At 72.3% G+C, this 24,708-nt stretch carries 23 protein-coding genes and 2 pseudogenes; 16 read left to right on the top strand and 9 right to left on the bottom strand.

All coding sequences use genetic code 11. The annotated features are described in order from the left end of the window. Window positions 1-5 precede the first annotated feature (5 nt). Both ACFPZI_RS09610 and ACFPZI_RS09605 read left to right on the top strand, forming a co-directional pair. Window positions 6-374 (top strand): DoxX family protein, encoded by a 369-nt coding sequence (locus ACFPZI_RS09610; RefSeq protein WP_381360870.1) that lies wholly within the window; start codon window positions 6-8, stop codon window positions 372-374. After that, entirely contained in the window at window positions 371-838 is a 468-nt protein-coding gene (locus ACFPZI_RS09605; RefSeq protein ID WP_381360867.1) for a peroxiredoxin, read from the top strand. The genes ACFPZI_RS09610 and ACFPZI_RS09605 overlap by 4 nt, the downstream gene beginning before the upstream one ends. Before the next feature lie 78 nt (window positions 839-916). Here ACFPZI_RS09605 and ACFPZI_RS09600 read toward each other — a convergent pair whose 3' ends face one another. After that, entirely contained in the window at window positions 917-1,747 is an 831-nt protein-coding gene (locus ACFPZI_RS09600; RefSeq protein WP_381360864.1) for an aldo/keto reductase, read from the bottom strand. A gap of 167 nt (window positions 1,748-1,914) precedes the next feature. Here ACFPZI_RS09600 and ACFPZI_RS09595 point away from each other — a divergent pair, with 167 nt between their 5' ends. Next, a complete protein-coding gene (locus ACFPZI_RS09595) occupies window positions 1,915-2,919 on the top strand; it encodes a TauD/TfdA dioxygenase family protein (RefSeq protein WP_381360912.1) in 1,005 nt (334 codons plus the stop codon). 51 nt (window positions 2,920-2,970) lie between these two features. Here the strand turns inward: ACFPZI_RS09595 and ACFPZI_RS09590 are convergent, their stop codons facing one another. The 3 genes from ACFPZI_RS09590 to ACFPZI_RS09580 form a co-directional block, all read right to left on the bottom strand. Next, window positions 2,971-3,678, bottom strand: coding sequence for a hypothetical protein (locus tag ACFPZI_RS09590; protein WP_381360862.1), 708 nt, complete (start codon window positions 3,676-3,678; stop codon window positions 2,971-2,973). Between the two features lie 151 nt (window positions 3,679-3,829). Continuing rightward, a complete protein-coding gene (locus tag ACFPZI_RS09585) occupies window positions 3,830-4,585 on the bottom strand; it encodes a dienelactone hydrolase family protein (protein ID WP_381360859.1) in 756 nt (251 codons plus the stop codon). Window positions 4,586-4,814: 229 nt separating this feature from the next. Continuing rightward, the gene (locus ACFPZI_RS09580) at window positions 4,815-5,435 is read right to left on the bottom strand and encodes an L-threonylcarbamoyladenylate synthase (RefSeq protein WP_381360856.1); all 621 of its coding nucleotides are present in this window, start codon (window positions 5,433-5,435) and stop codon (window positions 4,815-4,817) included. A gap of 245 nt (window positions 5,436-5,680) precedes the next feature. On the opposite strand from ACFPZI_RS09580, the gene ACFPZI_RS09575 reads away from it, so the two are divergent. Beyond that, a complete protein-coding gene (locus tag ACFPZI_RS09575) occupies window positions 5,681-7,189 on the top strand; it encodes a helix-turn-helix domain-containing protein (RefSeq protein ID WP_381360853.1) in 1,509 nt (502 codons plus the stop codon). A 205-nt stretch (window positions 7,190-7,394) separates the two neighbouring features. On the opposite strand, the pseudogene ACFPZI_RS09570 reads toward ACFPZI_RS09575, so the two are convergent. After that, window positions 7,395-7,834, bottom strand: a pseudogene (locus tag ACFPZI_RS09570) (MerR family transcriptional regulator). A gap of 306 nt (window positions 7,835-8,140) precedes the next feature. On the opposite strand from ACFPZI_RS09570, the gene ACFPZI_RS09565 reads away from it, so the two are divergent. Next, window positions 8,141-9,799 carry a catalase gene (locus tag ACFPZI_RS09565; protein WP_381360851.1) on the top strand — a complete coding sequence of 553 codons (1,659 nt, stop codon included), beginning with the start codon at window positions 8,141-8,143 and terminating at the stop codon, window positions 9,797-9,799. Window positions 9,800-10,135: 336 nt separating this feature from the next. Then, entirely contained in the window at window positions 10,136-10,459 is a 324-nt protein-coding gene (locus tag ACFPZI_RS09560) for a hypothetical protein (protein ID WP_381360849.1), read from the top strand. A 30-nt stretch (window positions 10,460-10,489) separates the two neighbouring features. Here ACFPZI_RS09560 and ACFPZI_RS09555 read toward each other — a convergent pair whose 3' ends face one another. Next, window positions 10,490-11,863: a trypsin-like serine protease gene (locus tag ACFPZI_RS09555; RefSeq protein ID WP_381360846.1), complete on the bottom strand. Its 1,374-nt coding sequence runs from the start codon at window positions 11,861-11,863 to the stop codon at window positions 10,490-10,492. Between the two features lie 357 nt (window positions 11,864-12,220). Here ACFPZI_RS09555 and ACFPZI_RS09550 point away from each other — a divergent pair, with 357 nt between their 5' ends. The 4 genes from ACFPZI_RS09550 to ACFPZI_RS09535 all read left to right on the top strand — a co-directional run bounded on the left by ACFPZI_RS09550 (window position 12,221) and on the right by ACFPZI_RS09535 (window position 15,598). Beyond that, complete coding sequence (locus ACFPZI_RS09550; protein WP_381360843.1) at window positions 12,221-12,826, top strand: Rv1733c family protein; 606 nt, start codon at window positions 12,221-12,223, stop codon at window positions 12,824-12,826. 248 nt (window positions 12,827-13,074) lie between these two features. Next, complete coding sequence (locus ACFPZI_RS09545; RefSeq protein ID WP_381360840.1) at window positions 13,075-14,805, top strand: SulP family inorganic anion transporter; 1,731 nt, start codon at window positions 13,075-13,077, stop codon at window positions 14,803-14,805. A gap of 88 nt (window positions 14,806-14,893) precedes the next feature. Then, window positions 14,894-15,112, top strand: coding sequence for a hypothetical protein (locus ACFPZI_RS09540; RefSeq protein ID WP_381360837.1), 219 nt, complete (start codon window positions 14,894-14,896; stop codon window positions 15,110-15,112). A gap of 144 nt (window positions 15,113-15,256) precedes the next feature. Then, window positions 15,257-15,598 carry an ArsR/SmtB family transcription factor gene (locus ACFPZI_RS09535; protein WP_381360835.1) on the top strand — a complete coding sequence of 114 codons (342 nt, stop codon included), beginning with the start codon at window positions 15,257-15,259 and terminating at the stop codon, window positions 15,596-15,598. Window positions 15,599-15,632: 34 nt separating this feature from the next. On the opposite strand, the gene ACFPZI_RS09530 is transcribed toward ACFPZI_RS09535, so the two are convergent. Next, the gene (locus ACFPZI_RS09530) at window positions 15,633-16,286 is read right to left on the bottom strand and encodes a class I SAM-dependent methyltransferase (RefSeq protein WP_381360832.1); all 654 of its coding nucleotides are present in this window, start codon (window positions 16,284-16,286) and stop codon (window positions 15,633-15,635) included. A gap of 132 nt (window positions 16,287-16,418) precedes the next feature. On the opposite strand from ACFPZI_RS09530, the gene ACFPZI_RS09525 reads away from it, so the two are divergent. The 3 genes from ACFPZI_RS09525 to ACFPZI_RS09515 all read left to right on the top strand — a co-directional run bounded on the left by ACFPZI_RS09525 (window position 16,419) and on the right by ACFPZI_RS09515 (window position 19,744). Continuing rightward, entirely contained in the window at window positions 16,419-16,871 is a 453-nt protein-coding gene (locus tag ACFPZI_RS09525; RefSeq protein ID WP_381360829.1) for a flavodoxin family protein, read from the top strand. 95 nt (window positions 16,872-16,966) lie between these two features. Next, window positions 16,967-17,500: a lytic polysaccharide monooxygenase gene (locus tag ACFPZI_RS09520; RefSeq protein ID WP_381360826.1), complete on the top strand. Its 534-nt coding sequence runs from the start codon at window positions 16,967-16,969 to the stop codon at window positions 17,498-17,500. Window positions 17,501-17,791: 291 nt separating this feature from the next. Then, the gene (locus ACFPZI_RS09515) at window positions 17,792-19,744 is read left to right on the top strand and encodes a DUF1996 domain-containing protein (RefSeq protein WP_381360823.1); all 1,953 of its coding nucleotides are present in this window, start codon (window positions 17,792-17,794) and stop codon (window positions 19,742-19,744) included. A gap of 143 nt (window positions 19,745-19,887) precedes the next feature. Here the strand turns inward: ACFPZI_RS09515 and ACFPZI_RS09510 are convergent. Further along, window positions 19,888-20,718 (bottom strand): annotated as a pseudogene (locus ACFPZI_RS09510) (MMPL family transporter); the annotation flags it as partial. A gap of 197 nt (window positions 20,719-20,915) precedes the next feature. After that, window positions 20,916-21,896: a DUF4232 domain-containing protein gene (locus ACFPZI_RS09505; protein WP_381360820.1), complete on the bottom strand. Its 981-nt coding sequence runs from the start codon at window positions 21,894-21,896 to the stop codon at window positions 20,916-20,918. A 744-nt stretch (window positions 21,897-22,640) separates the two neighbouring features. On the opposite strand from ACFPZI_RS09505, the gene ACFPZI_RS09500 reads away from it, so the two are divergent. The 3 genes from ACFPZI_RS09500 to ACFPZI_RS09490 all read left to right on the top strand — a co-directional run bounded on the left by ACFPZI_RS09500 (window position 22,641) and on the right by ACFPZI_RS09490 (window position 24,696). Next, window positions 22,641-23,249: an AMIN-like domain-containing (lipo)protein gene (locus ACFPZI_RS09500; RefSeq protein WP_461111852.1), complete on the top strand. Its 609-nt coding sequence runs from the start codon at window positions 22,641-22,643 to the stop codon at window positions 23,247-23,249. A 105-nt stretch (window positions 23,250-23,354) separates the two neighbouring features. Further along, complete coding sequence (locus ACFPZI_RS09495; RefSeq protein ID WP_381360815.1) at window positions 23,355-23,621, top strand: hypothetical protein; 267 nt, start codon at window positions 23,355-23,357, stop codon at window positions 23,619-23,621. A 154-nt stretch (window positions 23,622-23,775) separates the two neighbouring features. After that, window positions 23,776-24,696 carry an oxygenase MpaB family protein gene (locus ACFPZI_RS09490; protein ID WP_381360812.1) on the top strand — a complete coding sequence of 307 codons (921 nt, stop codon included), beginning with the start codon at window positions 23,776-23,778 and terminating at the stop codon, window positions 24,694-24,696. The last annotated feature ends 12 nt before the right edge of the window (window positions 24,697-24,708 follow it).

Below are 24,708 nucleotides of genomic sequence, written 5' to 3'. Positions count from 1 at the left end.
GAACCGTGTCACGGTCCGATCGCTCACCCCTGCTGCTGGCCGCCGCAGGCACCGCCCACTTCACCGCCCCGCGCCGGTTCGACCACATCGTGCCGCGCTCCCTGCCGGGCTCGCCCCGGGCCTGGACCTACGCCGGCGGCGCCGCCGAACTCGCGCCGGCCGCCGGAGTGGCGCTGCCGCAGACTCGCAGGGTCGCCGCACTGGCCACGGCCGCCTTCTTCGTCGGGGTCTTCCCCGCCAACGTGAAGATGGCTGTGGACTGGCGCCGCCGCCCCGTGCCGCAACAGGCCGCCGCCTGGGGGCGGCTGCCCCTGCAACTGCCGCTGGTGCTGTGGGCGCGGGGAGTCGCCAAGGGTGCGGAGAGCGCGTCGTGAGCGGGAGCCCGGAGAAGGGCGACACGGTCGAGGACTTCGCGCTGCCGGACGAGACGGGCACCGTCCGCAGGCTGTCGGAGCTGCTCGCCGAGGGGCCCGTGGTGCTGTTCTTCTATCCGGCCGCGCTGACCGCCGGCTGCACCGCGCAGGCCTGCCACTTCCGTGACCTGGCCGCCGAGTACGCCGCGGCCGGCGCACGGCCGGTGGGCATCAGCGGTGACGCCGTCGAACGGCAGGCGGAGTTCGCCGGACGGCACTCGCTCGGCATGCCCCTGCTCTCCGACGCCGACGGCGCCGTCCGCGAGCGGTTCGGGGTGAAACGGGGCATCTCCCTGGCGCCGACCAAGCGCGTCACCTTCGTCATCGGGCAGGAGCGCACCGTCCTCGAGGTCGTGCGCAGCGAACTGCGGATGAACGTGCACGCCGACCGCGCGCTCGCCGCACTCCGCGACCACCGGGCGTGACCCGCACCTGACGGGCGCACGGCCGACGGCTGGACCACGTGTGCGGCCATGGGCCATGGGCCCGTCAGGGGGCGGTGGTCAGAACTCCTCGTGCACCTCCGGGTCCCCGCCGATCCGCCGGTGGGCCCGGTCCGCGATGGTGTGCATCTGGGCGTCGTCCAGCGTGAAGCCGAAGACATCGAGGTTGGCGCGCTGCCGCTCGGGATCGGCCGACTTGGGCACGGGCAGCGCCCCGAGCTGAATGTGCCAGCGCAGCACCGCCTGGGCCGGGGTGACCCCGTGGGCCTCGGCGACGGCGGCCACGGCAAGGTCGTCCAGGAGCTGCGAACCCCGGCCCAGCGGGCTCCAGCTCTCGACGAGCACGCCCTTGTCCGCGTGGTGGGAGCGCAGCTCCTCCTGGGGGAAGAACGGGTGCAGCTCGACCTGGTTGACCGAGGGCAGCACCCCGGTCTCCTCCTCCAGCCGCTCGATGTGGGCGGGCGTGAAGTTGGAGACGCCGATCGACCGTACGAGACCGTCCTCGCGCAACTTGATCATGGCCTTCCAGGAGTCGACGTACCTGCCGACCCGGGGGAGTGGCCAGTGGATCAGATACAGGTCGACGTACTCCAGGCCGAGACGCGCGCGGGACTCCTCGAAGGAGGCGAGGGTCTTTTCGTAGCCGTGATGGCGGCCGGGGAGTTTCGTCGTCACGACGACCTCCTCGCGTGGGACGCCGGCACGGGCCACGGCACGGCCCACACCGGTCTCGTTGCGGTAGTTCGTCGCCGTGTCGACGAGGCGGTACCCCGTCTCCAGGGCCGCGGCCACGGACTGCTCGGCCTGCGCGTCGTCCATCGGCCAGGTGCCGAGACCGAGGGCGGGGATCGTCGTGCCGTCATTGAGCGTGTGGTTCGGGATGCTGATCACGAGGGGACCTTCCCGTTGACAGTGTCGTCTCTCTCCAGCCTCACCGACCGGGCGGCCAATGATCAACCTGACAGGCGGGCCGGACGGACGACACGGACGCATCCGAACCGGCGCCGGCCGGGGACGGACCGATGGAGGGGGCACACATGACGACGGGCGGGAGCGACATGGACAGCACGAAGAGCGTCGGGCAGCACACGGGCGGGGAGCCGCGCGAGGGGACGGGTCCCGGCACGGGTACGGGCGTAGAGGTGCGTCCGGTCGCCGGGCACATCGGCGCCGAGATCACGGGTGTCGACCTCGCCGACGAGCCCCGCGACGCCGTGATCGCCGCCATCCGGGCGGCGGTGCTGCGCTGGAAGGTGGTGTTCTTCCGCGGGCAGCGACTGGACCACGCCGGGCATGTGGCACTGGCCCGGCGGTTCGGCGAGCCGGTCGTCCTGCCCCGGCGGGGCAAGGCGTCGCCGCCCGGCTTCCCGGAGATCGAGACGACCGCCGACCGGCTGGAGCTCGGCGGACGGTTCGGGATGGAGCACGACGAATGGCTGCGGCGCCGCCGTCACACCCTGCTGCGCGGCTGGCACTGCGACCACGGCGCCCGGATCGACCCGCCCGCCGCGACGATCCTGCGCGCCCAGACCGTCCCGCCCTACGGCGGCGACACCACCTGGTCGAACCTGGCCGCCGCCTACGCCGGGCTGTCCGCCCCGGTACGGGAGTTCGCCGACCGGCTGCGCGCCGAGCACCGGCTGGGGGTCGGCTACCGGCCCCGGTCCGGCGACGACGCCTATGTGCGGCATCTGCTGGACCACCAGACAGCCTCCGAGCATCCCCTGGTGCGGGTCCATCCGGAGACGGGGGAGCGGGTGCTGTTCGTCAACGGCTACTACGTCGAGCAGATCACCGGGCTGTCCCGGCCGGAGAGCCGGGCGATCCTGGAGATGCTGCTGGAGCAGGCGACCCGGCCCGAGTACACGGTGCGTTTCCGGTGGGAGCCGGGGAGCGTGGCGTTCTGGGACAACCGTGCCACCATCCACCTCGCCCCGGGCGACACCGGCCACCTCGACCACCCGCGGATCATGCACCGGGTGATGCTCGCCGGTGAGGTACCGGTCGGCACCGACGGCCGCCCCTCGGAGCCGATCATCGGGACCGCCCCCGGACGCTGGTGACCGCCCGCCCGCCCGACCGGCCACGCTCGGCAACCTCGCGCCGGGGGCCGGTCACGTCAGCGGGATGGTCACCTCGTCCTCGACCGGCGGGGCGACCTCCTGCGCGAGGTTGCCGGTGGCGGCGTGGCAGCGCAGCCGGATCGCGTCCGGGCCCACGTCCAGCCGCAGGAAGCACTTGAAGAACGGCGGCGTGCAGGTGGCCGAACCGGGCGAGAACAACTGCGTGTGGACCTTGCGCACGGGCAGCCTGAACCGCTTGCCCCGGTCGGGCCGGCGGCCGGTCCCGGGCAGCCCGGCGACCAGCCGCACGCGCCGGGTGACCCGGGCCGGCGTGCTCGGCACGCGGGTGGGACCGATGCCGAGGCGTTCGGCGATCACGGCCGTCGCCTCGGTGGCCGGCACGGTGAAGGAGGTGTCCCGGCCCTCCTTCAACAGCCCCGGTACGACGGCGTACTGGGGCTCGCCGCCCTCGCCGGTGTCGCCGATGACGAGGAAGGAGAACCGGTCCGGACCGTCGTGCCGGATCACCTTGTCGGCGGGTGCGCCGGCCGCCGCACGCTGGGCCACCCACCGGCTGCGGGTGCGGCCCGTCGGATCCCCGAGCCAGGAGGCCAGAACCCCGTTGCGGGCGGCCCACAGCATGCGCGGGTCGAACCAGGAGATCTTCTTGGCCTCGGGCGGCAACAGCCGCCGTTGCTCGCCCTGTTGCCCGGTGCCCCAGCCGGCGCCCTCGGCCGTGTCGCGTGAAGAGTCTGACATCGGAGCACCGCAACAACGCTGCCGAGGACGGTCGGAGCGCGGGTATGGGCAGCGGCATGCCTGAACTGGATTTGCCCGGTCAGGCGTTGACGGCGTCGCTCGGTCGGCGCTTCTCAACAGGGCTCTCGGTGGGCGAGGCTCGGCAGGTTCGTCAGAAGGTGCGGTTCAGCAGGTCCAGCAGCGCGGCCCAGTGACGCTCGTCCGCCTCCTTGTCATAGGCGGCGGTGTCCGCCTGCGTGTAACCGTGGCGGGCCCCGGTGTACACCTCGCAGCGGTGCCGGACCCCGGCCGCGGTCAACGCCTGCTCCAACCGCTCGATCTGCTCCTCGGGCATCGACGGATCCTGGTCGGCGTGACCGAAGTACAGCTCCGCGGTGATCCTGTCGGCCAGCAGATGCGGGCTGTCCGGCGCGTCCGGCGCCAGCCGGGCCCCGTGGAATCCGGCGGCGGCCGCCACCCGGTCCGGGTAGGTGCCCGCCGTGTGGAGGGAGAGCACCGCGCCCATGCAGTAGCCGGTCACCGCCACCGGGCCGTCGGCCGCCGCGGGATGGCCGGCCAGCCACCGCAGATAGGCGCCGGCATCGCGCATGGCGAGTTCCGGGGTCAGCTCCTGCAGGATCGGCCCGATACGCCGGAAGATCTCCGGCCGCGCCACCGGGTCGATGAACTCGGGCAGTTCGACCACCGGACTGCGCCCATGGCGGTAGAACACGTTCGGCACCAGGACCGTGTACCCGGCCTCCGCCAGCCGGTCGGCCATCGCCCGCAGCCGCGGCCGCAGCCCGAAGGCGTCCATGTAGAACAGGACCGCCGGCCGGGGACTCCCATCGGCGGGATGCGTCAGATACGCGTCGGCGGTGCCGTCCTCGGTGGTGATGTCAACGGTGCTTCCCTGTACGGCGGTCATGGCCGGCGGGCGCCTCTCTGCGGGATGTCGGACGGGGACCCGTCCCCGCGGCGAGCGGGGACGGATCATGCCCCATCGTGACATGCCCCGGGCCCGGCACTTCGGCCTTAGCCGGTTCAACACGGCGCAAGGGGCACTCCTTTGGGACATCCCGCGCCCGCCCCGGCACGTTCGTCACCGCTTCCGCGGATCCCGGCGGCCCGTATCGGGGCAGTTCACCGCGTCGCCGTTACTCGAACCGCGAGGTGTCGCCCGCACCCCGCCGTACGATTTCGGCCTCGCCGCCCGAGAAGTCGATCACCGTGGTCGGCTCGGTGCCGCAGTCCCCGGAGTCGAGCACCGCGTCCACCTCGTGGTCGAGCCTGTCCTTGATCTCCCAGCCCTGGGTCATCGGCTCGTCCTCGCCGGGCAGCAGCAGGGTGCTGGACAACAGGGGCTCGCCCAGCTCCGCGAGCAGCGCCTGGGTGACGACGTGGTCGGGGATGCGCACGCCGACGGTTTTCTTCTTCGGATGCTGGAGCATGCGCGGCACCTCCTTCGTCGCGGGCAGGATGAAGGTGTAGCTGCCCGGCGTGGACGCCTTGACCGCGCGGAACACGTCGTTGTCGATCCGTACGAACTGGCCGAGCTGAGCGAAGTCCCGGCACACCAGAGTGAAGTGGTGCCGGTCGTCCAGCTTGCGGATGGTACGGATCCGGTCGATGCCCTCCCGGCTGCCGAGCCGGCAGCCGAGCGCGTAACAGGAGTCCGTGGGGTACGCGATCAGGGCGTCGTCGCGGATGCTCGCGGCGACCTGGGAGATGGTGCGCGGCTGGGGATTGTCGGGGTGCACGTCGAAGTACTTCGCCATTCACCGAGCTTATGCCGCCCGCACGGCAGGGCCGCGCACGCCCGGCCGGGGCCGCCCGTGCCCCGGTCCCGTACCCGCCCGTGCCCCGGCCGTGGGCCGTCCATGTGCCGGGGGTGTGTCAGCGGTGTGCCGAGATCGTGCAGAGCTTCCCCTTCACCCCGTCCGCCCTGCATGAGCCGGCCGCATCCGTGGGGTAACGTCCGGTGCCGGGCCGAAGAGGCCCGGCACACGAGGGGAAGGCCGAGGTGGCAGCCCGTAAGGACGGAATCCCGCGGCCGGCGGCGGCCGGTGAACAGCCCGGGTGGGCGCAGGAACTGCTGGAGCACCTGCGGCCGGCGGGCCGCGATGTCCGCAGGGTCGTCGACTGGCTCGCCGGCACCGTGCACGGGTCGGTGGCGCTCCGGGACGACACCGGCACGCTCGTCGCCGGAACCGGGCCGGTGCTGGACGAGAACCTCGTCGCCGATGTCACTTCCGGTCGGATCGCCTCCGCCGCCTGGGAGGACGGCGAGCGGTACCTGCGCCTGGTGCAGGTCGGGCATCCCTCCCGGACCTGGGCGCTGGCAGTCTCCCGGGACACGCCCTTCGACCGGCACAGCGCCGACGTCGTCACGCACACCGCCCAGGTGATCGAGCTGCTGCTGACCGCCGGTGAGACCACCGTGGCCGGGCAGCGGCTGCGTCGGGCCAGCGCCGACCTGCGACTGGCGATCCTCCAACTGCTCATGGTCGAGGACACCGTCGCGGCCCGCCGGGTGGCCGCGGGGCTCTGGCCGGGTCTGCTCGAGGCCGACACCGCGTGCGTCTACGTCGTCGAGTCCGAGCCCGCCCGCCGTGACCGCCTCGCCGAGGAGGCCCTGGAGAGCACGGAGGAGGAGGCGCTGGTCGTGCGGTGCCCGGCGATGGACGGGCACGTGATCGTCGTCAGCCCTCGCGAGGCGACCGCCGGCGATCTGAAGTCCCTGGTCGAACGGTATCCGGACACCTTCCTCGGCGGCAGCGTCCGGCAGAGCCTCGCCCGGACCGCCACCGCGTACGGGCAGGCCGTCAGCGCCCTCGCCGTGGCGCGCTTCCGCCCGGACAAGACGGCGGTGTACGCCGAACGCACCCATCCCGAGCGGCTGATGGACCCGGCGGCGTTGCGTGGCCGGACCGCCCGGCTGCTGCGCCCCCTGGACGCCGTGCCGCACCACACCCGTGCCGAGCTCCTCGCCACCACCCGTCTCGGCCTGGAGTTCACCGCCGTCAACACGGCCAAGATCCTCGGCGTGAGCCGCAACACGGTGCGTGCCCGCATGGAACGCGTCGAGAACATGCTGGGCGCCGACTTCGACGACCTCACCGCCCGTGCCGTCGTGCACCTGGCGCTGCACACCCAGTTCAACCTCCAGGACGGCCAGGCGGGCAGCGCCTTCGAGGCGTCCGTCCCCGGACTCGCCCACCTGGTGTCCGGGCCCGCCGTGCGCGCCTGGGCGGGGGAACTGCTGGAACGCCTGGACCAGGACGCCCGCCCCCTGCGCCGCACGCTGCGCACCTGGATCGCCGCCGGCGGCAACGCCGAGCGGGCCGCGCAGCTCCTGGGCGTCCACGCGCAGACCGTGCGTGAGCACGTACGCAGCGCCGAGCCGGTCCTGGAGCGCCAACTGCTGGCCGCCGGCACCGACCTGTACGAGGTCGTGCTCGCCCATTTGGCCCTGGGGGACCTGGAGACACCGGTGTTCGCGGGCCCGGTGCCCACGTCCCCACCAGGGTGAACGACGGTCCGCTGCCCCTGTCCCGGCCGGCTCGCGCGGGGTGAAACGGGTCGTAACGGACTCAGTTGTGCACGGCTGAGTCCCGTGGCCGTCGCAGCGGGCACCGGTGCTATACACAACCACGTCGCCATTCACATAGGTTCGTCGTGCCGCGGGAGCACGACCGGAACGGGGGACCGGTCGCGCTCCCGCGCGCCGCGTACGCCTACGGTGTCTGCCGGATCGGCTCCGCCGTCCGCGATGAAGCGGTCCGCGGCGGAGCGGTCCGCGCCGCCGCCGCGATGACAGGGGCCAGGAGCGTGCGGGAGCGTCGCAGGTCCTCGATCATGCGATCGATACGGTCCCGCTCCGCCGTCAGCTCGCTCACCAGGAGAGCGTCCGCCGTTTCGGACGGCCCTCCGCCGCTGTCCCGCATGCAGGGCAGCAGCTCGGCGATCTTCGAGCTGCACAGCCCCGCCGCGTACAGCTCCTGGATCCGCCGCCCCGGCCCACCGCCGCCGAGGTGTACTCCCGGTGCCCGCCGGGCGTCCGCTGCGCCGACAGCAGGCCCTCCTGCTCGTAGGAGCGCAGGGAGCGCTCGCTCACGCCCGTACGGCGGGCGCAGCGGGCCGCCGCCGCTCCGAGTCGCCGGTCTCCGTGATGCACGGCAGCATGGCCCTCGTACGCAAGCCCCCGGCGGGACGTGCGCGAGGAGCGCGGGCCCGGCCGTCGGGCGGCGGACATTCAGTGAGCGGGCCACCGACGCGTGAGTGACCACGCGGTTCCCGGGACACCGGGACACCGGGACACCGGGACACCGGGGACACCGGGGACACCGGGGACACCGGGACAGGGACACGGGGTTGCCGGGACACCGGAGCCCCCGCGCCGTCGAAAGCGACCGGCCCGCGGCCGCGCGCCACCGTGCCCCGGCCCGCCACCAGTCATGAGCAGCCGAAGGAGTCCACAGACATGACGGACGTTTCGAGCCGGGGTCCTGCTCCGGGCGACGACCGCAAGGTACTCACCAACCGGCAGGGTCATCCGGTCCACGACAACCAGAACCAGCGCACGGTCGGTGCCCGGGGGCCCGCCACGCTGGAGAACTACCAGTTCCTGGAGAAGATCAGCCACTTCGACCGGGAGCGCATCCCCGAGCGGGTCGTGCACGCCCGAGGGGTGACCGCGTTCGGCCACTTCGAGGCGTACGGGACCTGGGGCGACGAGCCGATCAGCCGCTACACCCGGGCCAAGCTGTTCCAGGAGCGCGGCAAGCGCACGGACCTGGCCGTCCGCTTCTCCACTGTCATCGGTGGACGCGACTCCTCCGAAGCCGCCCGCGACCCCCGCGGCTTCGCCGTGAAGTTCTATACCGAGGAAGGCAACTGGGACCTCGTCGGCAACAACCTCGGTGTCTTCTTCATCCGGGACGCGATCAAGTTCCCCGACGTGATCCACTCCCTCAAGCCCGACCCGGTCACCTTCGAGCAGCAGCCGCGGCGCATCTTCGACTTCATGTCGCAGACGCCCGAGTGCATGCACATGCTCGTCAACCTGTTCAGTCCGCGGGGGATCCCCGCCGACTACCGGCACATGCAGGGCTTCGGCGTGAACACGTACAAGTGGGTCAACGCCGAGGGTGAGACCAAACTGGTCAAGTACCACTGGATGCCGAAACTGGGCGTCCGCTCCATGACCGAGGAGGACGCCGCGAACGTCCAGGCCGACTCCCTCGGCCACGCCACCAAGGACCTCTACGAGGCGGTGGGGCGCGGCGAACACCCCGAATGGGAACTGCTCGTCCAGATGATGGACGACCACGACCACCCGGAACTCGACTTCGACCCGCTCGACGACACCAAGACCTGGCCGGAGCAGGACTTCCCGCCGAAGCCGGTCGGCCGGATGGTGCTCGACCGGATGCCGGAGAACTACTTCGCCCACAACGATCAGATCTCCTTCGGCACCGGTGTCCTCGTCGACGGCCTGGACTTCTCCGACGACAAGATGCTCGTCGGCCGGACCTTCTCCTACAGCGACACCCAGCGCCATCGCGTAGGCCCGAACTACCTCCAGCTCCCCGTCAACCAGGCCAAGGCCGCCGACGTACACACCAACCAGTGTGACGGCCAGATGACCTACCACGTGGGCGCAGCAGGGGAGAACCCCGGGGTCAACTACGAACCGTCGATCACCGGCGGCCTGCGCGAGGCCCTGGAGCCCTCGCACGACGAGCAGGGACCGGAGATCCGGGGCCGGCTCACCCGCAAGCGCATCCCCCGAGCCAACGACTACCAGCAGGCGGGACAGCGCTATCTGCTCCTCGAGGACTGGGAGCGCGACGACCTGGTGAAGAACTTCGTCGACCTCATCTCCCAGTGCCACCGGGCGGTGCAGGAGCGCATGGTGTGGCACTTCCTGCTCGTCGAGAACGACCTCGGCCGCAGGGTCGGCGACGGTCTCGGCATCGCTCCCAAGGACGTCGCCCGTCTGAAGCCCCTCGCGGACCAGGACCTCACCGACGACGACCGCAAGCGGCTCGCCAACCTGGGCGACAACCCGCCGCGCGACGTGCGGGGACTCACCATGACCCACTGCGTCCCCGACGAACGGCACGTGGTGAACCGCTGAGCATCACCCGGATCACCCGGATCAGGCGGTACGGCGTGCACCAGTGACGGAATGTGCTGGTGCATGCCGGCGTGTTCCCGCCTGCCGTCACCGAGGACGTGACCTCCCGTGGGCCGTCGGCGAGTGACGCCAACGCCGCTGGGGGCCCTGCTCGAAGAGCTTGGGGGAGTGCGTGCCGGCCCCCGTGCCCCCGGCACGATCCACCGGACAGACAGGGCGACCGTCCCTGGTGCGCCCCCTCCGCGCCCCGACATTCGCCCCCAACTCGTCACGCGGGACGGTGAAAACGCCCCGCCCACCGATCGAACAGGCTGGTGCCGGGGGACGACTCGGGTTATGACCAGTGCATCGTTCTCCAGCACCCTCACCCTGCCCGCCTCCGTGTGCGACCAGGCCGCACAGCACCTGGAGCAGGCCGCCAAGCGGACCGTCGACGGGGCCGGAATCCCGTTGAAGGCGTTCCGCGCGGCGGCCGACAGCGACTACACCTTCCCCGTCGCCGTGGTGGAACAGGCCGCCGCCTGTCTGCTCGTCCTGGCCACCGAAACGGCCCAGACGGTACGGCCGTCGGCGCTGCGCGCCACCATCAGCGTCGCCCTGAGCCTGCGCGACGCCGCCCAGGCGGTGAACCGGCCCGCCCTCACCACCCGGTTCTGGTGAGGCCGCCGGCGGGCGACGCGGAGCAGGGCGTCAGAGGCGCTGCCACAGGGCCGGCGTGCCGGCGGGCGCCCACGTGCTCTGGGCCTGGTGCGTCTGCAGGCACTGGTAGCGAACCCCGTCGCGGGTCACCGTGGCCCCGGCCGGGTAGACGCGGCCGACGGCCCACCCGTCCTCGGCGCCGTCCTGCGGGTCCGGTGTCGCGGTCTGCGCGAGTTCGGTGGTCAGGGTCAGGCCGAAGTCGGCGAGGATCGGGTTGACCGGCTGGTAGAACGTGGTCCCGCCGCGCGTGCAGTCACCGGAGCCGCCGGAGGTGACGCCCTGCGCCTGGGAGCCCGCGACGTAGGGTCCGCCGGAGTCGCCGGGCTCGGCGCAGACCGTGGTCCGGGTCACTCCGTCGACCGTGCCCTCGGCGTAGCTGACGCTGGCGTCGTGCTGCTGGATGGTCCCGCAGTGCCATCCGGTGGTCGAGCCGGACCGGCACACCGACGCCCCGACGAGCGCCTCCACCGAGCCGGTGACCTGCACCTCCTGGCCGTCCTGCGCCTTGACGTCCGGCGTGGCCGTCCACGTGTCGTTGGTGCCCACCCACGCCATGTCCCTGCCGGGGAAGACGGAGTCCTGGAAGGTGCCCTGTGCGGTCTGATCAAAACCGGTGGTCGTGTCACCCCGGTTGCCGCAGTGACCGGCGGTGGCGAAGCCCTGCCGCGCGTCCTTGGTCACGGAGAAGCCGACCGAACAGCGGGCGGTGTCATTGATGTAATAGGCGTCGCCGCCGGTGATGTCCTGCAGCAGCCGCGGCCGGACCGTGGACACGAGGATGGTCACATCCTGGTCGTCGACCCCGGCGGCCTTGACGAAGGCGGCACCGGCCGACATCGTCCGCGCCTGCACCACGAGCCGGTTCGCCGGTACGTCCACGTACCACAGCGGGGTACCGGCGGTGTCGCGGGTGGCGGCCGCCGCGTCCAGCTCCTCCTTGGTGCCCCGGAGGCCGGCCAGCGCGCGGGTGACGACGACGGCCTTGGCGCCCTGGGCCTCGATGGCCGCCACATCCTGGGAGTCGGTGGTCGCGACGCTGAGTTCCTCGGAGGCCGCCCCGCGCACCCAGGCGCCGGCGAACCGGTCGCCCAGGGCATTGCGCAGGACACCCGCGCGGGTACCCGCTTCCGCCTCGTTGGCCAGCCGCGCGGACGCCTGCGGCGAGGTCAGGCCCAGGTCACGCCGGAGTGCTTCGAGCATCGCCGCCGACGGGCGGTCGGCGCCGAGGGTCCGGGCTGCGCCGGACGGGGTTCCCGCCGTCGGGTCCGGCTCGGCCGACACGGTGGAGGGGAGGGCTGCGAGGGCGAGCGCGCCGAGCGCGGCCAGGGCCACCCGTCGTGCGGGCCGGCCATGTCTGTGGACCATGCGGTGATCTCCTTCGTCGTGGGGTGAAGCTGCCGCAGAGCCTCAGGTCTTGCCCGTGGCGCCCGGTGCGATGTCATCGGTGACCCGCTTTCGCGCTTTGGTGACACGAACGGGCGCCAAGTGCAGTACTGCGTACGAGACCGGTGACGATGGCGTGCTCCGCGTACGTTCTGCGTGCGCGTACTGCTTGCGCGTGGCACGCCCGTCGCCCGCGGCCTGACGGCCCGGCGTCACGGGGCGACCCGGCAGCCACCGTGCTCCGAGCCGTTCCGAACTCCGGACGGGACCGTTCGGCCCATGCGTCGGGCGGCCGGGTGACGGACCCTGGAGAGGTGGCGCGCGAGGAGGTGACATCCCATGGGGAGGACGTGTAGTGCGCGGCCCCGCAGGGTGTGGTTGTGGCGCTGGCGGAGCAACCCGCTGCGTCGTCGCAGTGATGTGATCGAGGCCTGGCTGCTGCTCGCCACCCTCGTCCTCACTCTGTTCGCCGGGGCGGTCACCGGCCTGGTGGTCGCGGGGACGGTGGACCGGTCCCTCGCGGAGCGCCGCGCCGCGTCCCGTACCGCCCCCGCCGTACTGGTCGAGGACGCGGCCGATGCGCTGCCCTCGCCGGTGACCGAGGACGGCAGCGGGGACGGCCGCGCATGGGTGAAGGCGCGGTGGAGGGCCCCCGACGGCACCAGTCGCACGGGCCGGGCCGAGGCCGATCCCGGGGACAAGGCGGGCAGTGTGGTCATCGTGTGGACGGATGGCGCGGGGCGCCTCGTCTCCGAGCCGCCCGGTGGGGCGGACGCACGGTTCCAGACGGTCATGGCCGGCCTCACGGTCGCCGCCGCCACCGGGGGAATGGTCGTGCTCGGCGGATGGCTCGTCCGGTTCCGGATACGGCAACGGCGCTCGGAGGAGTGGGAGGCCGAGTGGCGGCAGGTCGAACCGTCGTGGCGAAGGCGGATGAGCGGCTGACCGGCTGACGGACCGGCTACCGACGGGCTGACGACCGGCTGCCGGGCGGTTGCCGGCCAGCTGCCGGCCGGACCGTGCGAGGCGGCCGGGTGCTGCTTTCCCTGCCGCGCACTACCCGCATGATTTGCGCAATTGCAAAATTTAGCAATTGCGTACATGATTGAGCGCATGTCCGCTGTCGCGGGCCACCGGGGCTCGCGCCGCCACTGCGCGACGGGGCGTCGTGGCCGCCGGGAAGTCGAGGGGTTGTGTCAATACCGCTGTTGCTCGCCGGAGCCCGGTCCCGCATCACGTCACTGCTGCCCGACCGGGACGACCTCGGCCAGATGCGCCGCAACCCGCGCCGGGACCTGCTCGCCGGTCTGACCGTCGCCGTCGTCGCCCTGCCCCTCGCGCTCGGCTTCGGAGTCTCCTCCGGACTCGGCGCGGAGGCCGGGCTGGCCACCGCTGTGATCGCCGGCGCGCTGGCTGCCGTGTTCGGCGGCTCCAACCTCCAAGTCTCCGGACCGACCGGCGCGATGACGGTGGTACTGGTGCCCATCGTCGCCGACCACGGCCCGTCGGGCGTGCTCACCGTCGGGCTGATGGCAGGCGCGATCCTGGTGGCGCTGGCGCTGCTACGGGCCGGCGGCAGCATGCGGTACGTGCCCGCGCCCGTGGTGGAGGGCTTCACACTCGGTATCGCGTGCGTGATCGGACTGCAGCAGATCCCGAACGCCCTCGGCGTACCCGCATCCGAGGGGGAACGGGTCCTGGTGGTGGCCTGGCGGGCGTTCGAGGAGTTCGCCCGCACCCCCGACTGGACCGCCGTCGCACTGGCGCTCTCGGTGGCCGCCGTGATGCTGCTCGGAGCACGCTGGAAGCCCACCGTGCCCTTCTCCATCCTCGCCGTGATCGCGGCCACACTCGTGGTACAGATCGGCGGACTGGACGGGGTGCGGCCCATCGGCGAACTGCCCTCCGGCCTGCCCGCCCCCTCGTTCGCCTTCGTCGACACCGGCGCCCTCTCCGAACTGGTCGCGCCCGCCGTGGCCGTGGCGGCGCTGGCCGCACTGGAGTCGCTGCTGTCCGCCTCCGTCGCCGACGGCATGACCGTCGGACAACGGCACGACGCGGATCGCGAACTGTTCGGACAGGGCGTGGCGAACCTGGCCGCGCCGCTGTTCGGTGGCGTCCCCGCGACCGGCGCGATCGCCCGCACCGCGGTCAACGTCCGCACCGGAGCCACCTCACGGCTGGCCTCACTCGCCCACGCCGCGGTCCTCGCCGCGATCGTCTTCGCGGCAGCCCCGCTGGTGTCCAAGATCCCGCTCGCCGCTCTGGCGGGCGTCCTGCTGGCCACCGCGGTCCGGATGGTCGAGGTCGGCTCGCTGCGCGCAATGACCCGTGCCACCCGCTCCGACGCGCTGATCCTCGTCCTGACGGCCGTCGCCACCCTCGTCCTCGATCTCGTCCTCGCCGTGATCATCGGCCTGGCCGTCGCGGCTCTCCTCGCGCTGCGCGCCGTCGCCCGGCAGGCGCGGCTCGCACCGCTGGCGCTCGACCGGGGCGACCACACCGAGGAGGAGCACAAGCTGCTGGCCGAACACATCGTCGCCTACCGCATCGACGGCCCGCTGTTCTTCGCCGCCGCCCACCGCTTCCTGCTGGAACTGACCGAACTCGCCGATGTGCGGGTCGTCATCCTGCGCCTGTCGCACGTGAGCGTCGTCGACGCCACCGGCGCTCTCGTGCTCAAGGACGCGGTGGCGAAGCTGAGGCGGCGCGGCATCGCCGTCATGGTCTCCGGCATCCGTCCCGGCCATCGTCAGGTCCTCGACTCCGTCGGGGCCCTCGACCTGCTGCGGCACGACGGCCGGGAGTACGCCACGACTCCCGAGGCGATCGGTGCGGCCCGCGAGTACCTGCGACTCACCGGCGTCCTGCCTGCGGCCCGGGCCCCGCGGCCGGCACCCCTGCCCGTCCGGGAGGCACCGTGACCCGTACGCGGCCCCACCCCTCCGCGGTACAGGTGAAGCCCGTCGTGCGGGGAGCACCGACGAGACCGGCGGGCTGCCCCACCGTCACGTGTTCACCCTCCCCACCGAGCCGTCCGCAGTCCCTCTCGCGCTCGAACCCGCCGAGCAGGTCCGGGCCGAGCAGGGGAGCGGCGAACACCGCCCCGCGGTCGGTCCGGAGCCGCTCATCGGGCGCCCGACCACCGTCGTCGGACCGGCCCGCGGCCCGGGTGGCACGGCGGTGGTCCGCGGCGATGGCCGCGGCAAGAGCGCCCGGACCACCCTGTGATCCCCGAGGGCACGACCACCGGACCACAGGAATGTACGAAGTTGCTAATGTCGGCAAACGTCGAGGTCGGGTGCCGACGACGTACAGGAGAGGCGATGGACCGGGGCCCTGGGCCGGACCGGCGCCGGGAAGGGGAACGGCACGATGACCACGCCGCTGCACCAGCTGAAGGCCGAGTTCTTCAAGACCCTGGGGCATCCCGCCCGTATCCGGGTCCTGGAACTCCTCAGCGAGCGCGAGTACGCGGTCGCGGAGATGCTGCCCCAGGTGGGCATCGAACCGGCACATCTCTCCCAGCAGCTGGCGGTGTTGCGACGGGCGAACCTCGTGGTCAGCCGCAAGGAGGGCTCGACCGTCCACTACTCGCTGACCAGCCCCCACGTGGCGGAACTGCTCCGCGTGGCACGCACCATCCTGTCCGGTGTCCTCGCCGGCCAGGCCGAACTGCTCGCCGGCCTCAGGGACGAGACGAGCCCGCTCCCGTAGCGAGGGTCGCGTTCCGCGCAGCACCCGTCCCGCGTCAGGTGGCCTGGGCCGTCCCCTCGCGCCGGCAGTGCAGGAAGAGCTGGGGTTCCGGCCGGGCGTCGGGGTGGGTCGGGGTGAACATCACGCTGTTCTCCGACAGCACCGTCAGCCCCGCATCGCGCACCATCCCGGTCACGCCCTGGGCGTCGAAGCTGGTGATCCGCACGTCCTGCCCCATGAAGACACCATGGAAGCCCTCCACGTCCAGGGGCACGGTGGCCAGCGCGAGCAGACCGTCCGGCCGCAGGAGCCGGGTCAGCCGCCGCAGCAGGTCGGACTGCTCGGCACGGGACATCTGGAGCAGCGCGAAGTACAGGCAGATGGCGTCGAACGAGCCTTCCTCGAGCGGCAGTTCGCGGATGTCACCGCACCGGAACTCGGCGTCGGGCACCTGCCGGGACGCGATCTCCACCATCACCGGAGACACATCGACTCCCAGCACCCGGTGACCGGCCGCGGCGAGCGTGGCGGCGGTGGGCCGGCCCGTACCGCTGCCCACGTCCAGGACCCGGCTGCCGGGCGGCAGCCGTTTCCGCAGCCACGCCAGGGAGGCCCGGTGGGCCTCGGAGGAAGCGAACGCCTTCTCGTAGTCGCTGCCCAGCGCGTCGAACACCGCTGCCGCCGGTGACCTGCGATTCTCGTCGACCAAGACGCACCCCGTCTCCGTGTACCGATGCCGCGCATCGTGCCATTCCCGGCGGGCCCCCACAACCGTTCGCCGCTCCTTCCGGCGCGTCGGACCGGCTTGCGGGGGTGCCGGCCGGCACGGCAGGGTCGGGGTGTGCCGACTCTGCTGATCATTCATCACACGCCCTCGCCCAACTGCCAGGCGATGTTCGAAGCGGTCCTCTCCGGTGCCACGGCCCCGGAGATCGAGGATGTCCGCGTGGTACGGCGGGCGGCCCTGTCCGCCACCGCCGGCGACGTCCTGGAAGCCGACGGCTACCTCCTGGGCACCCCGGCGAACCTCGGCTACATGTCAGGGGCGCTCAAGCACTTCTTCGACCAGGTCTACTACCCGTGCCTGGACACCACCAGGGGCCGGCCCTTCGGCTACTACGTGCACGGCGGCAGCGACGTCACCGGGGCGGTGCGGGGGATCGAATCCGTTACCAAGGGCCTCGGCTGGCGGCGCGCCGCCGACGCCGTGACGGTCACGGGCGAACCCGACAAGGCCGCCATCGAGCGGTGCTGGGAACTGGGCGCCACCCTCGCCGCCGGCCTGCTGGACTGACGTCCGGGCCGCGCCGGCCCGTCATCCCGGGCGCGGAGTGGCCGGGATGACGGCAGGGTCGTGGGAGCACTCCCATCCAATACGGGATGCCGGGCATGATCTTGCCTCCCTCGATTCGCCCGTACCGGCGTGAGGACCGGCCGGCCCTCGACGACATCTGTATCCGCACCGCGTACAGCGGGCAGGACGGCCGCCCCCTGTACCGCGACCCGAGCATCCTCCCGGCAATCTTCGCCTCCCCCTACGTGCACCTGGAGCCCGGACTGGCCTTCGCCTTGGACGACGGGCAGGGGCGCGCGGTCGGCTACAACTCCATCGAGATGGTGGGCGCCTGGCAGACCGCCGACGTGGACAGCGGTTTCACCGTCCGGTTGTACGACCAGGCGAGCCATGGCGCGGACTACTTCCTCGTCCACGTCACCCGGCAGGGCTTCGACCCCACCACTCAGCCGCTGACCTTGGACGACCTCGAACCGGTGGCCACCACCGGCTCGTACGGCCCGAGCCGGAACTACTCGATCCCGGTGAGCACGTCCGGCTACAGCGGCCACCATGTCGTCTGCACGATCTGGCAGGCCTCGCACATGGACCAGACGTACTTCCCGTGCAGTGACGTGAACTTCGGCTGACCAGCCGTTCCTTGCACTGCCCGGCCCCCGAAGTCCCCGCCGTGCAGGCCAAGTCGGGCGGGACCCAGGGGCTCGGGTGTGCCTGAGGGTTCCTGAGATTCTTCGAAGAAACCGTGAGGCACTTGAACGCACCGCGGAGCACCTACGTATGAGGCGTGGGAATTTCATGCCCACCCCCCGTGACAGAAGCGTAGGAGTACTGCCTTGGCACGCAACACACGCAGACGCCCCCGAGGGCCACAGCGCGCGACCTTCGCAGCGGTCGCGCTGATCCTGGGCGGAGGGGGGTTGATGGCGGCCAATGTCTACGCTTCCGCGACGGAGGACGACGCCGACGGAGCCGGTCAGGCACGGGTTCTCGGTGGCGCCACCATCGACTGCCCCGACGTGGGGACCAACCTGACCACGGTCCCCGAGAAGGCGCGGCCGGCCGTCGACAAGGAACTCGCGGCGCTGGACGAACAGATCGCCCAGGCCTACCAGCGCCTGGCGGAGTCCGCCCCGGCCATTCAGCAGGACCCCGGCGTCGCCGACGAGAAGGTCGTGGGCCCGCTCGAGGAGGAGCGCTCCGCGACCCTCGACCGCATCTCGGGCGCCATGGAGCAGGAGGGCGACCGTCCCGAGGGCCTCGGTGAACTCGCCGACTGCTCCGTGGTCGACTCCGGTAACGCGTCCGCCCAGCCCGGCGACGGCCAGGACGGGAACGGCCAGGAGGGCGGACAGGGAGAAGAAGGAGCAGAGGGCGAACAGGGCGGAGGAAACGGTGGCCAGGCGGGCAACGGGCCCGTCGCCGCGGACTTCGTGGACATCAAGAGCATCCAGCCCAACGCGGCCAAGCCCGCCGAGTCGGGCGACGCCTCGAAGGGCACCTTCGTCAGCAGCTGCGGCGTCAACGAGAACGGCCTGTTCAACTCGGACAACGTGATCGCCGCCCCGGGTGTCGCCAACGGCGCGCACCACTTCCACGACTACATCGGCAACCAGGCCACCAACGCCTTCTCCAGCGACGAGGAGCTGGCGGCGGCCGACACCACCTGCGAGGACCAGAGCGACAGGTCGTCGTACTACTGGCCCGTGCTGCGGCTGCAGAACGGCACCGAGGAGCAGGACGCCAATTCCCCCGGTGGCGGCATCGAGGGCAACGCCGGTGAGATCGTGACTCCCAAGGAGGTCACGCTGACCTTCGTGGGCAACCCGCAGGGCGAGGTCACGGCCATGCCGAAGCTGCTGCGCATCATCACCGGTGACGCCAAGTCCTTCGTGAACGGCCCCGCCAACGCCAACGCGTCCTGGAGCTGCACCGGCTTCGAGGACCGGCAGCTGGCGGACAAGTACCCGCTGTGCCCGCAGGGCAGTGATGTGGTCCGTACCTTCGACTTCCAGAGCTGCTGGGACGGCCGCAACATCGACAGCGCCAACCACCGTACGCACATGGCGTTCGTGGACGCCCAGGGCAACTGCCCGTCCGGCTTCACGCCCGTGCCGCAGCTGGTCCAGCGCATCGTCTACGACGTCGACGCGCCCAGCCTGAACGACGGCGGCGCGACGACCCCGCTGTTCGCCGTGGACTCCTTCCCGGAGCAGCTGCACAAGCCGGGCACCGACCACGGCGACTTCATCAACGTCTTCGAAGAGGACCTGATGCAGGAGATGGTCGACTGCATCAACAGCGGCCGCATCTGCGGTTCCGGCGCCGGCGGCGGCGAGCAGCCGGGTGAGGACCCGGAGGAGGAGCCCACCGAGGCGCCCGAGGCCCCCGACGAGGGCGGCAACGGCAACGGCGGCAACGACAAGGGCGGCAAGGACAAGGGCGGCAAGGACAAGGGCGGCAACGGCAACGGTGCCGAGCAGCCGGGTGACAACGGTGGCAAGCCCGGCGACGACGGTGACGACCAGCAGGAGAACCCCTCGGAGCCCCCGGCCGACGCCCCGGCCACCGAGGAGCCCGCGGATGACGACGCCACCACACCGCCCGGCGACGAGCAGCCCGAGGTCCGGGCCTCGGCCAAGGGGGACAACGTGGCAGGCGCGGGTCGGAACGACGACGGAGCCGGCCAGGCGACGCCGGGCGTCGGCACGGCGACCAACGACGGCGGACAGCAGGCAGCTGCCGCGGACTCCACCGAGCCGCAGGCAGTGAACGGCGGTCTGGCGGACACCGGAGCCCAGCTCTGGCCGGCGGCGCTGGGCGCCGTCCTGCTCGTCGCGGGCGTCGTGCTCCTGCGCCGCGTGCGACGCGCCTGATTCCCCGCGGCTCGGCTGATCCGGCACGGCACAGCTGAACCGAAACGTCCCGCCGGGTGAGGTGCGGGCGCGGTACGACGGCGGCAGGTCCCCCGGGACCTGCCGCCGTCGCATGCCCGGCACCCGGGACGTCCGCGCCACCCGGCCCTACGCGCTACCCGGCCGTCCATGAGGTCCTGCCGGTACCGGGTGATCAGGAAGAGCGCGTAGTCGATGCCGACGCCGAGGCCGATCATCGTGGCCAGCGTCGGCGAGGCCGTCGCGAAGGTGAACGCCGCCGTCGGCAGGCCGAGCACGGCGAGACCGCCGACGACCGCGATCAGCGCCGTCAGCAGGGGAATGACCGCGGCGATCACACTGCCGACCCCGATCAGCAGGACGACGATCGCCACGGCGAAGCCGATCAGCTCGCTGACCCGGTCGTCGGGCGCCGGCCTGGCCGGCTCGCCGAGCGGACCGCCGTACTCGACCTGCGCCCCGGCCGCCCGCAGCGGCTGCACGGCGTCGTCCACTCCGTCGAGGTAGCCGTCGCCGAGGGTGGAGGGCTGGACGTCGAAGCGGACCGTGATGTAGCCCGTCCTCCCGTCGGAGGACAGGGGGCCGACATCCGGCTGCGAGGAGCCGGAACCCGTGGACGACGAGGACGACCCGGCGGCGGACAGCGGGTTCTGTGCCGACAGCACGTGCGGCAGCTTCTCCAGATCGGCCACCGCGGGGGACATCTGCGAGCCGAACGCCGTGAGCTGCTGCCGCCCGTCGTGCAGCACGATCTGGCTGCTGTACCCGCCGGCCTGCGGATCGTGCCGCTGGAGGACCTCGACGCCCTGCTGGGACTGGGAGTCCGGCAGTGTGAAGTTGTCCGAGTACGTGCCGCCGACGGAGCGGCTCGTCACCTGGAGGGCCACCAGGGCCACCAGCCAGGCCAGGAAGACGATCACGAAGTGCCGGGCGCACCACTCGTCCAGCCGCCGCAGCGCCCCGCCCTTGGCCCGCCCACCCCTTCGTCCCCGCCGCGCTTCGAAGGCATGGACGTGATCTCCTCGGCCCCGGTCATCCACCGAGACCGAGCCGCTCCCGGCCTCGCCTCCATTACATGCGGGCCGGATCACCCCGGCATCTCGGAGCGGGGAGCGGGGAGCGGGGAGCGGGGAGCGGGGTCGGGGGAACGGACTCAGGGATGGGCGGGCAGGCCGGAGAAGGTGGGGAGCGCGGTGGGCGGCAGACCGGAGGGAGGTGTCCGGTCCTCCTCCGCGTTCTTCTTCCACGGACCGACCCCGAGCCTGCCCGTCGTGCCCAGGTCGAGCTCGGGGACGACCGTCACCCAGTCCGCGCCGGGCTTCGCCCGCACCCGTGCGTAGGGGGCGTGGACGGCCGTGCCGTGCCGCACCGTGTTGCGCCACACCAGCCCGGCCCGAGCGCTCTCGCCAGGGGCCAGCACGAGCGGCTGCGGCTCTCCCTCTGCCCCGGTGCCGCTCGCGATGGCGTCGCCACCGTGCAGGACCTGCACGCCGTCGGTGGGCTCGTGCTCCTCGTCGAGGGGCTGGACCTCGGGATAGCCGTGCAGTTCGTAGGGACCGCTGCCGCAGTTCTCCAGGTGTACGGACAGCGCCCTGAGGCCCATGGCGGCGCTGCCCTCGTCGGCGTACACCCGCACTCCGGAGGCCGGGCACGGGCCCGCGCTGGAGGGGGCCTCGTCGGCCGGGACGCTGCGCACCTGCGAGATGCTGAGGCCGCTCGCCTCCTGCATGCCCGACCTCGTCCCCTCCAGTGGATCCGGGCCCTCGACGGTTCGGCCGGGCGCCACGGATCCGACGGTCCGCACGACGCTGTCCAGCGCGGTTCCCGAGGCGGAGAGGACGGTGAACGTGACTGTGTAGGTGTGGGGCTCGGTGCCCTCATGGGTGATCTCGAAGCGGGCGCAGCCGTCGGCGCCGGGGGTGAAACCGGTGATCCGGACCCCGTCACGCTCCAGGCCGGACGGGTCACCGGGCGGGGGCGCGGCGCAGGAGGAACCGGAGGCCGCTACGTCGTCCGTCGGGCCCGCACCCCCCGGTGTCGCTCTCTCGGAGCCACAGGCGGTGAGTAAAAGAACGCCGGCGAGGGTACCGGTGGCACCGGCGGTTACGGCGGTAAGCGTGCGGATGCTGTGCATCCGCAGAGTCGATCATTACGAAGCGCGGACGGCTGTGACGGAGGCCATGATTCCGGTCACCGGCAGCCAGGATTCCACGGCGCGGCGGAGGTCAGGCCCCCGTCGCCCGGTGGTAAGCCGTGAGTAGCAGCGCCACGTCGTCGGGCCGGTCCTCGGCCCTGTGGGCCGTTCCGACCAGCTGGTCGGCGAGCTCCTCCACCGAGGCCGTGCCGCTGTGCGCGAGCGTGCGGCGAACCGCCTCGATCCCAGGCCCCGAACGGCGGGCAGCGGCTGTTCGGAGACCGCCCGGCACACGTCCCTGACGATGACGGCCTCGGTGAGCACACCGGCCATTTGTACGACGTGGTACAGCGCCCCGGCGCGGGGTGCGGCGACCGCCCTCAGTGGTGACACCACGGGCTGCGTGAGTACATCCTCGATCCGCCCCGAGTCTTCGGCTCCGCCCCTTGCCGCGCCGGTCTTCCGCCCGCTCTCCGGCGGGTACGGCGGCTGCCTCTTCCCTCTCGCGTCCTTCCGGTGCGGACGCACAGGACCTCGTTCGCTCCCCACCAGGATGTGCCATGCCGGTGCCCCGGCGCGGCGGGGAACGGCCCCGGGCCCGTCCCGGGAGGCGCCCCGGGCATGAACCGGACATGCTGTGGACGTGCCCGGCCGTGAAACGGGATCTGCCCACAAGAGCGCAACCTTTGGGTGAACCCGGTCGTCTCACCCGATATCAGCAGGATGCAACCCTTGGGGCAGGAAATCATGCAAACCAGAACCATCTACGTGACCCTGGCGTTCGTAGGTGCCGCGCTGAGTACGGCGGTGGCCCCGGCCGTCGCCGCCCCGTCCGCCGCTCCGGCGGCGACGCCCCCGTCCACGGCCTGCCCCACCGGCTGGGGCAGCCTGGCCAAGAGCGACACGGCCGACACCGCCACGACCACACCGGTCCGCAACGTCAGGACCGGCCGCCACGACTGCTACGACCGGATGGTCGTCGATCTGCCGGGCGCGGGCGGCGGCAGCGCCGGAGCGGTCGGGTACACGGTCCGGTACGTCGACCGACTGCACCAGGACGGCTCCGGCACGCACATCCCCGTCGCCGGCGGCGCCGTCCTCGAAGTACGGGTGGCCGCACCGTCCTACGCCCCCGAGACCGGCGAGCCCACCTATCCCGCCCGCGCCGGACAGCCGCTGCCGGGTGTGAACCCGGCCGGGTACCGCACCTTCAGGGACACCCGGTTCGCCGCCGGCTTCGAGGGCGACACCCAGATCGGGCTCGGCGTGCGCGCCCGGCTGCCGTTCCGGGTGCTGCAGCTCCAGGACCACCTCGTCATCGACGTCGCCCACAGCTGGACGGACGCCCGCTGACTTCCCGCACCGCCCGGCCGGAGCGGACGCGGGGCAGGCCCAAAAGCCCCGACTCCGCTCCGGTACGGGGCGGCGATTGTCAGTGGGGGATGCCATTCTGCCGGTATGGACGAGCTGGAGTTCATGCGCGGCCGGGTCTACGGGGCGGACCACGACGATCCGGGACCGCGCGACGGGCGGTCGTACGCGGAACTGGCCGGCGGGCCGCTGGACGGTCTGCTGCTGGACATCACCGACCGTTCCGGGACGGAACTGCGAGGCGGTGTCGGGCTGCCCACCGAGATAGGCCGCTACGGCGCGGGCGGCCGTGCCGTGTATGTGCCCCGAGCCGGGGACGGGAGGGTGTTCGACTGGAGGGAGGATGTTCCGTGAGGCGTGCCCGGGAGGGAGTGAGACGGGCGCCGTGACCTGGCGGATCGCGGGTACTGGACGGGGAGCGGGCAGGCGTAGGAGCAGGCACAGTGGTGGGGCGCCGGCCGGTCATGCGCCGGCCGGTCGTCGCGGGCGCAAGGAGGCGGTGCGAGCCATGGGACTCCTTTCGGACAACGGCCGGGTGCTGCGCGACCGGATCGGCGACGCGATCTTCTCCCGGGTGGCGGGACCGGACGGCCCCGACAACCGTGCCCGTATCCACGGCGCGCCCGGCCCGCGCTGGTTCGGTCCCGAGCGCCCCGTCCGGCAGGTGCACGGGGACGCCTCGATGTTCATCGGCGGGCTGTCGGCGCTGCTGCTCCAGTCGCTCCATCCGCTGGCCATGGCCGCCGTCGCGGGGCACTCGGGGTTCCGCGGCGATCCGTGGGGGCGCCTCCAGCGGACCAGCGCCTTCCTCTCCATGACCACCTACGGCCCGGCCGACAGCGCCCAGCGGGCGGTCGACCGGGTACGGGCCGTGCACGCGACGGTGCACGGCACCACCTCCGACGGTCAGGAGTACCGTGCCGCCGACCCCCATCTGCTGTGCTGGGTGCACATCGCGGAGGTCGACTGCTTCCTCCGCGCCCACCAGCGCTTCGGCGTCCGACCGCTGGATGCCGCCGGCTGCGACGCGTACGTCGAGGACATGGCGCGCATCGCCACCGCGCTCGGCGTGCCCGACCCGCCGACGAACCGCGCCGAGCTCACCGACCGGCTCGCCGCCTACCGGGGCGAGCTGCGCTCCACGCCCGAGGCGCGCAGCGTGACGCGCTTCCTGCTGCTCCACCCGCCCGTGCCGGTTCTCGCCCGGCTGCCGTACGGCGCCCTCGCGGCCGGCGCGGTGTCGCTGCTGCCCCTCTGGGCCTCGCGTGCGCTGCGGCTGCCCCGGGTGCCGCCCGCCGAGGGCGTGTTCGTCCACCCGCTCGGCACCGCTGTCACCGCCGGCATCCGCTGGGCCCTGGCGCCCGGCGAGCCCGCACGGCGCGGGCAGCGCGCGCGTCCGCCGGTACCCGGGCGGGGCACCGACGGCTGACATGTGTCGACG

The sequence above is a fragment of the Streptomyces chlorus genome, assembly GCF_042655885.1.
Classification (GTDB): domain Bacteria; phylum Actinomycetota; class Actinomycetes; order Streptomycetales; family Streptomycetaceae; genus Streptomyces; species Streptomyces chlorus.
The sequence above is the reverse complement of the archived record's forward strand: the minus strand, read 5'-3'. Positions and strand labels throughout refer to the sequence as shown.

Coding starts and splice junctions, on each gene's coding strand:
- ACFPZI_RS09495 (WP_381360815.1), top strand. CDS start 23,355: ATGGACGAGCTGGAGTTCATGCGCGGCCGGGTCTACGGGGCGGACCAC.
- ACFPZI_RS09560 (WP_381360849.1), top strand. CDS start 10,136: ATGACCAGTGCATCGTTCTCCAGCACCCTCACCCTGCCCGCCTCCGTG.
- ACFPZI_RS09565 (WP_381360851.1), top strand. CDS start 8,141: ATGACGGACGTTTCGAGCCGGGGTCCTGCTCCGGGCGACGACCGCAAG.
- ACFPZI_RS09490 (WP_381360812.1), top strand. CDS start 23,776: ATGGGACTCCTTTCGGACAACGGCCGGGTGCTGCGCGACCGGATCGGC.
- ACFPZI_RS09520 (WP_381360826.1), top strand. CDS start 16,967: ATGATCTTGCCTCCCTCGATTCGCCCGTACCGGCGTGAGGACCGGCCG.
- ACFPZI_RS09555 (WP_381360846.1), bottom strand. CDS start 11,863: ATGGTCCACAGACATGGCCGGCCCGCACGACGGGTGGCCCTGGCCGCG.
- ACFPZI_RS09580 (WP_381360856.1), bottom strand. CDS start 5,435: ATGGCGAAGTACTTCGACGTGCACCCCGACAATCCCCAGCCGCGCACC.
- ACFPZI_RS09550 (WP_381360843.1), top strand. CDS start 12,221: ATGGGGAGGACGTGTAGTGCGCGGCCCCGCAGGGTGTGGTTGTGGCGC.
- ACFPZI_RS09585 (WP_381360859.1), bottom strand. CDS start 4,585: ATGACCGCCGTACAGGGAAGCACCGTTGACATCACCACCGAGGACGGC.
- ACFPZI_RS09590 (WP_381360862.1), bottom strand. CDS start 3,678: ATGTCAGACTCTTCACGCGACACGGCCGAGGGCGCCGGCTGGGGCACC.
- ACFPZI_RS09595 (WP_381360912.1), top strand. CDS start 1,915: ATGGACAGCACGAAGAGCGTCGGGCAGCACACGGGCGGGGAGCCGCGC.
- ACFPZI_RS09505 (WP_381360820.1), bottom strand. CDS start 21,896: ATGCACAGCATCCGCACGCTTACCGCCGTAACCGCCGGTGCCACCGGT.
- ACFPZI_RS09515 (WP_381360823.1), top strand. CDS start 17,792: ATGGCGGCCAATGTCTACGCTTCCGCGACGGAGGACGACGCCGACGGA.
- ACFPZI_RS09535 (WP_381360835.1), top strand. CDS start 15,257: ATGACCACGCCGCTGCACCAGCTGAAGGCCGAGTTCTTCAAGACCCTG.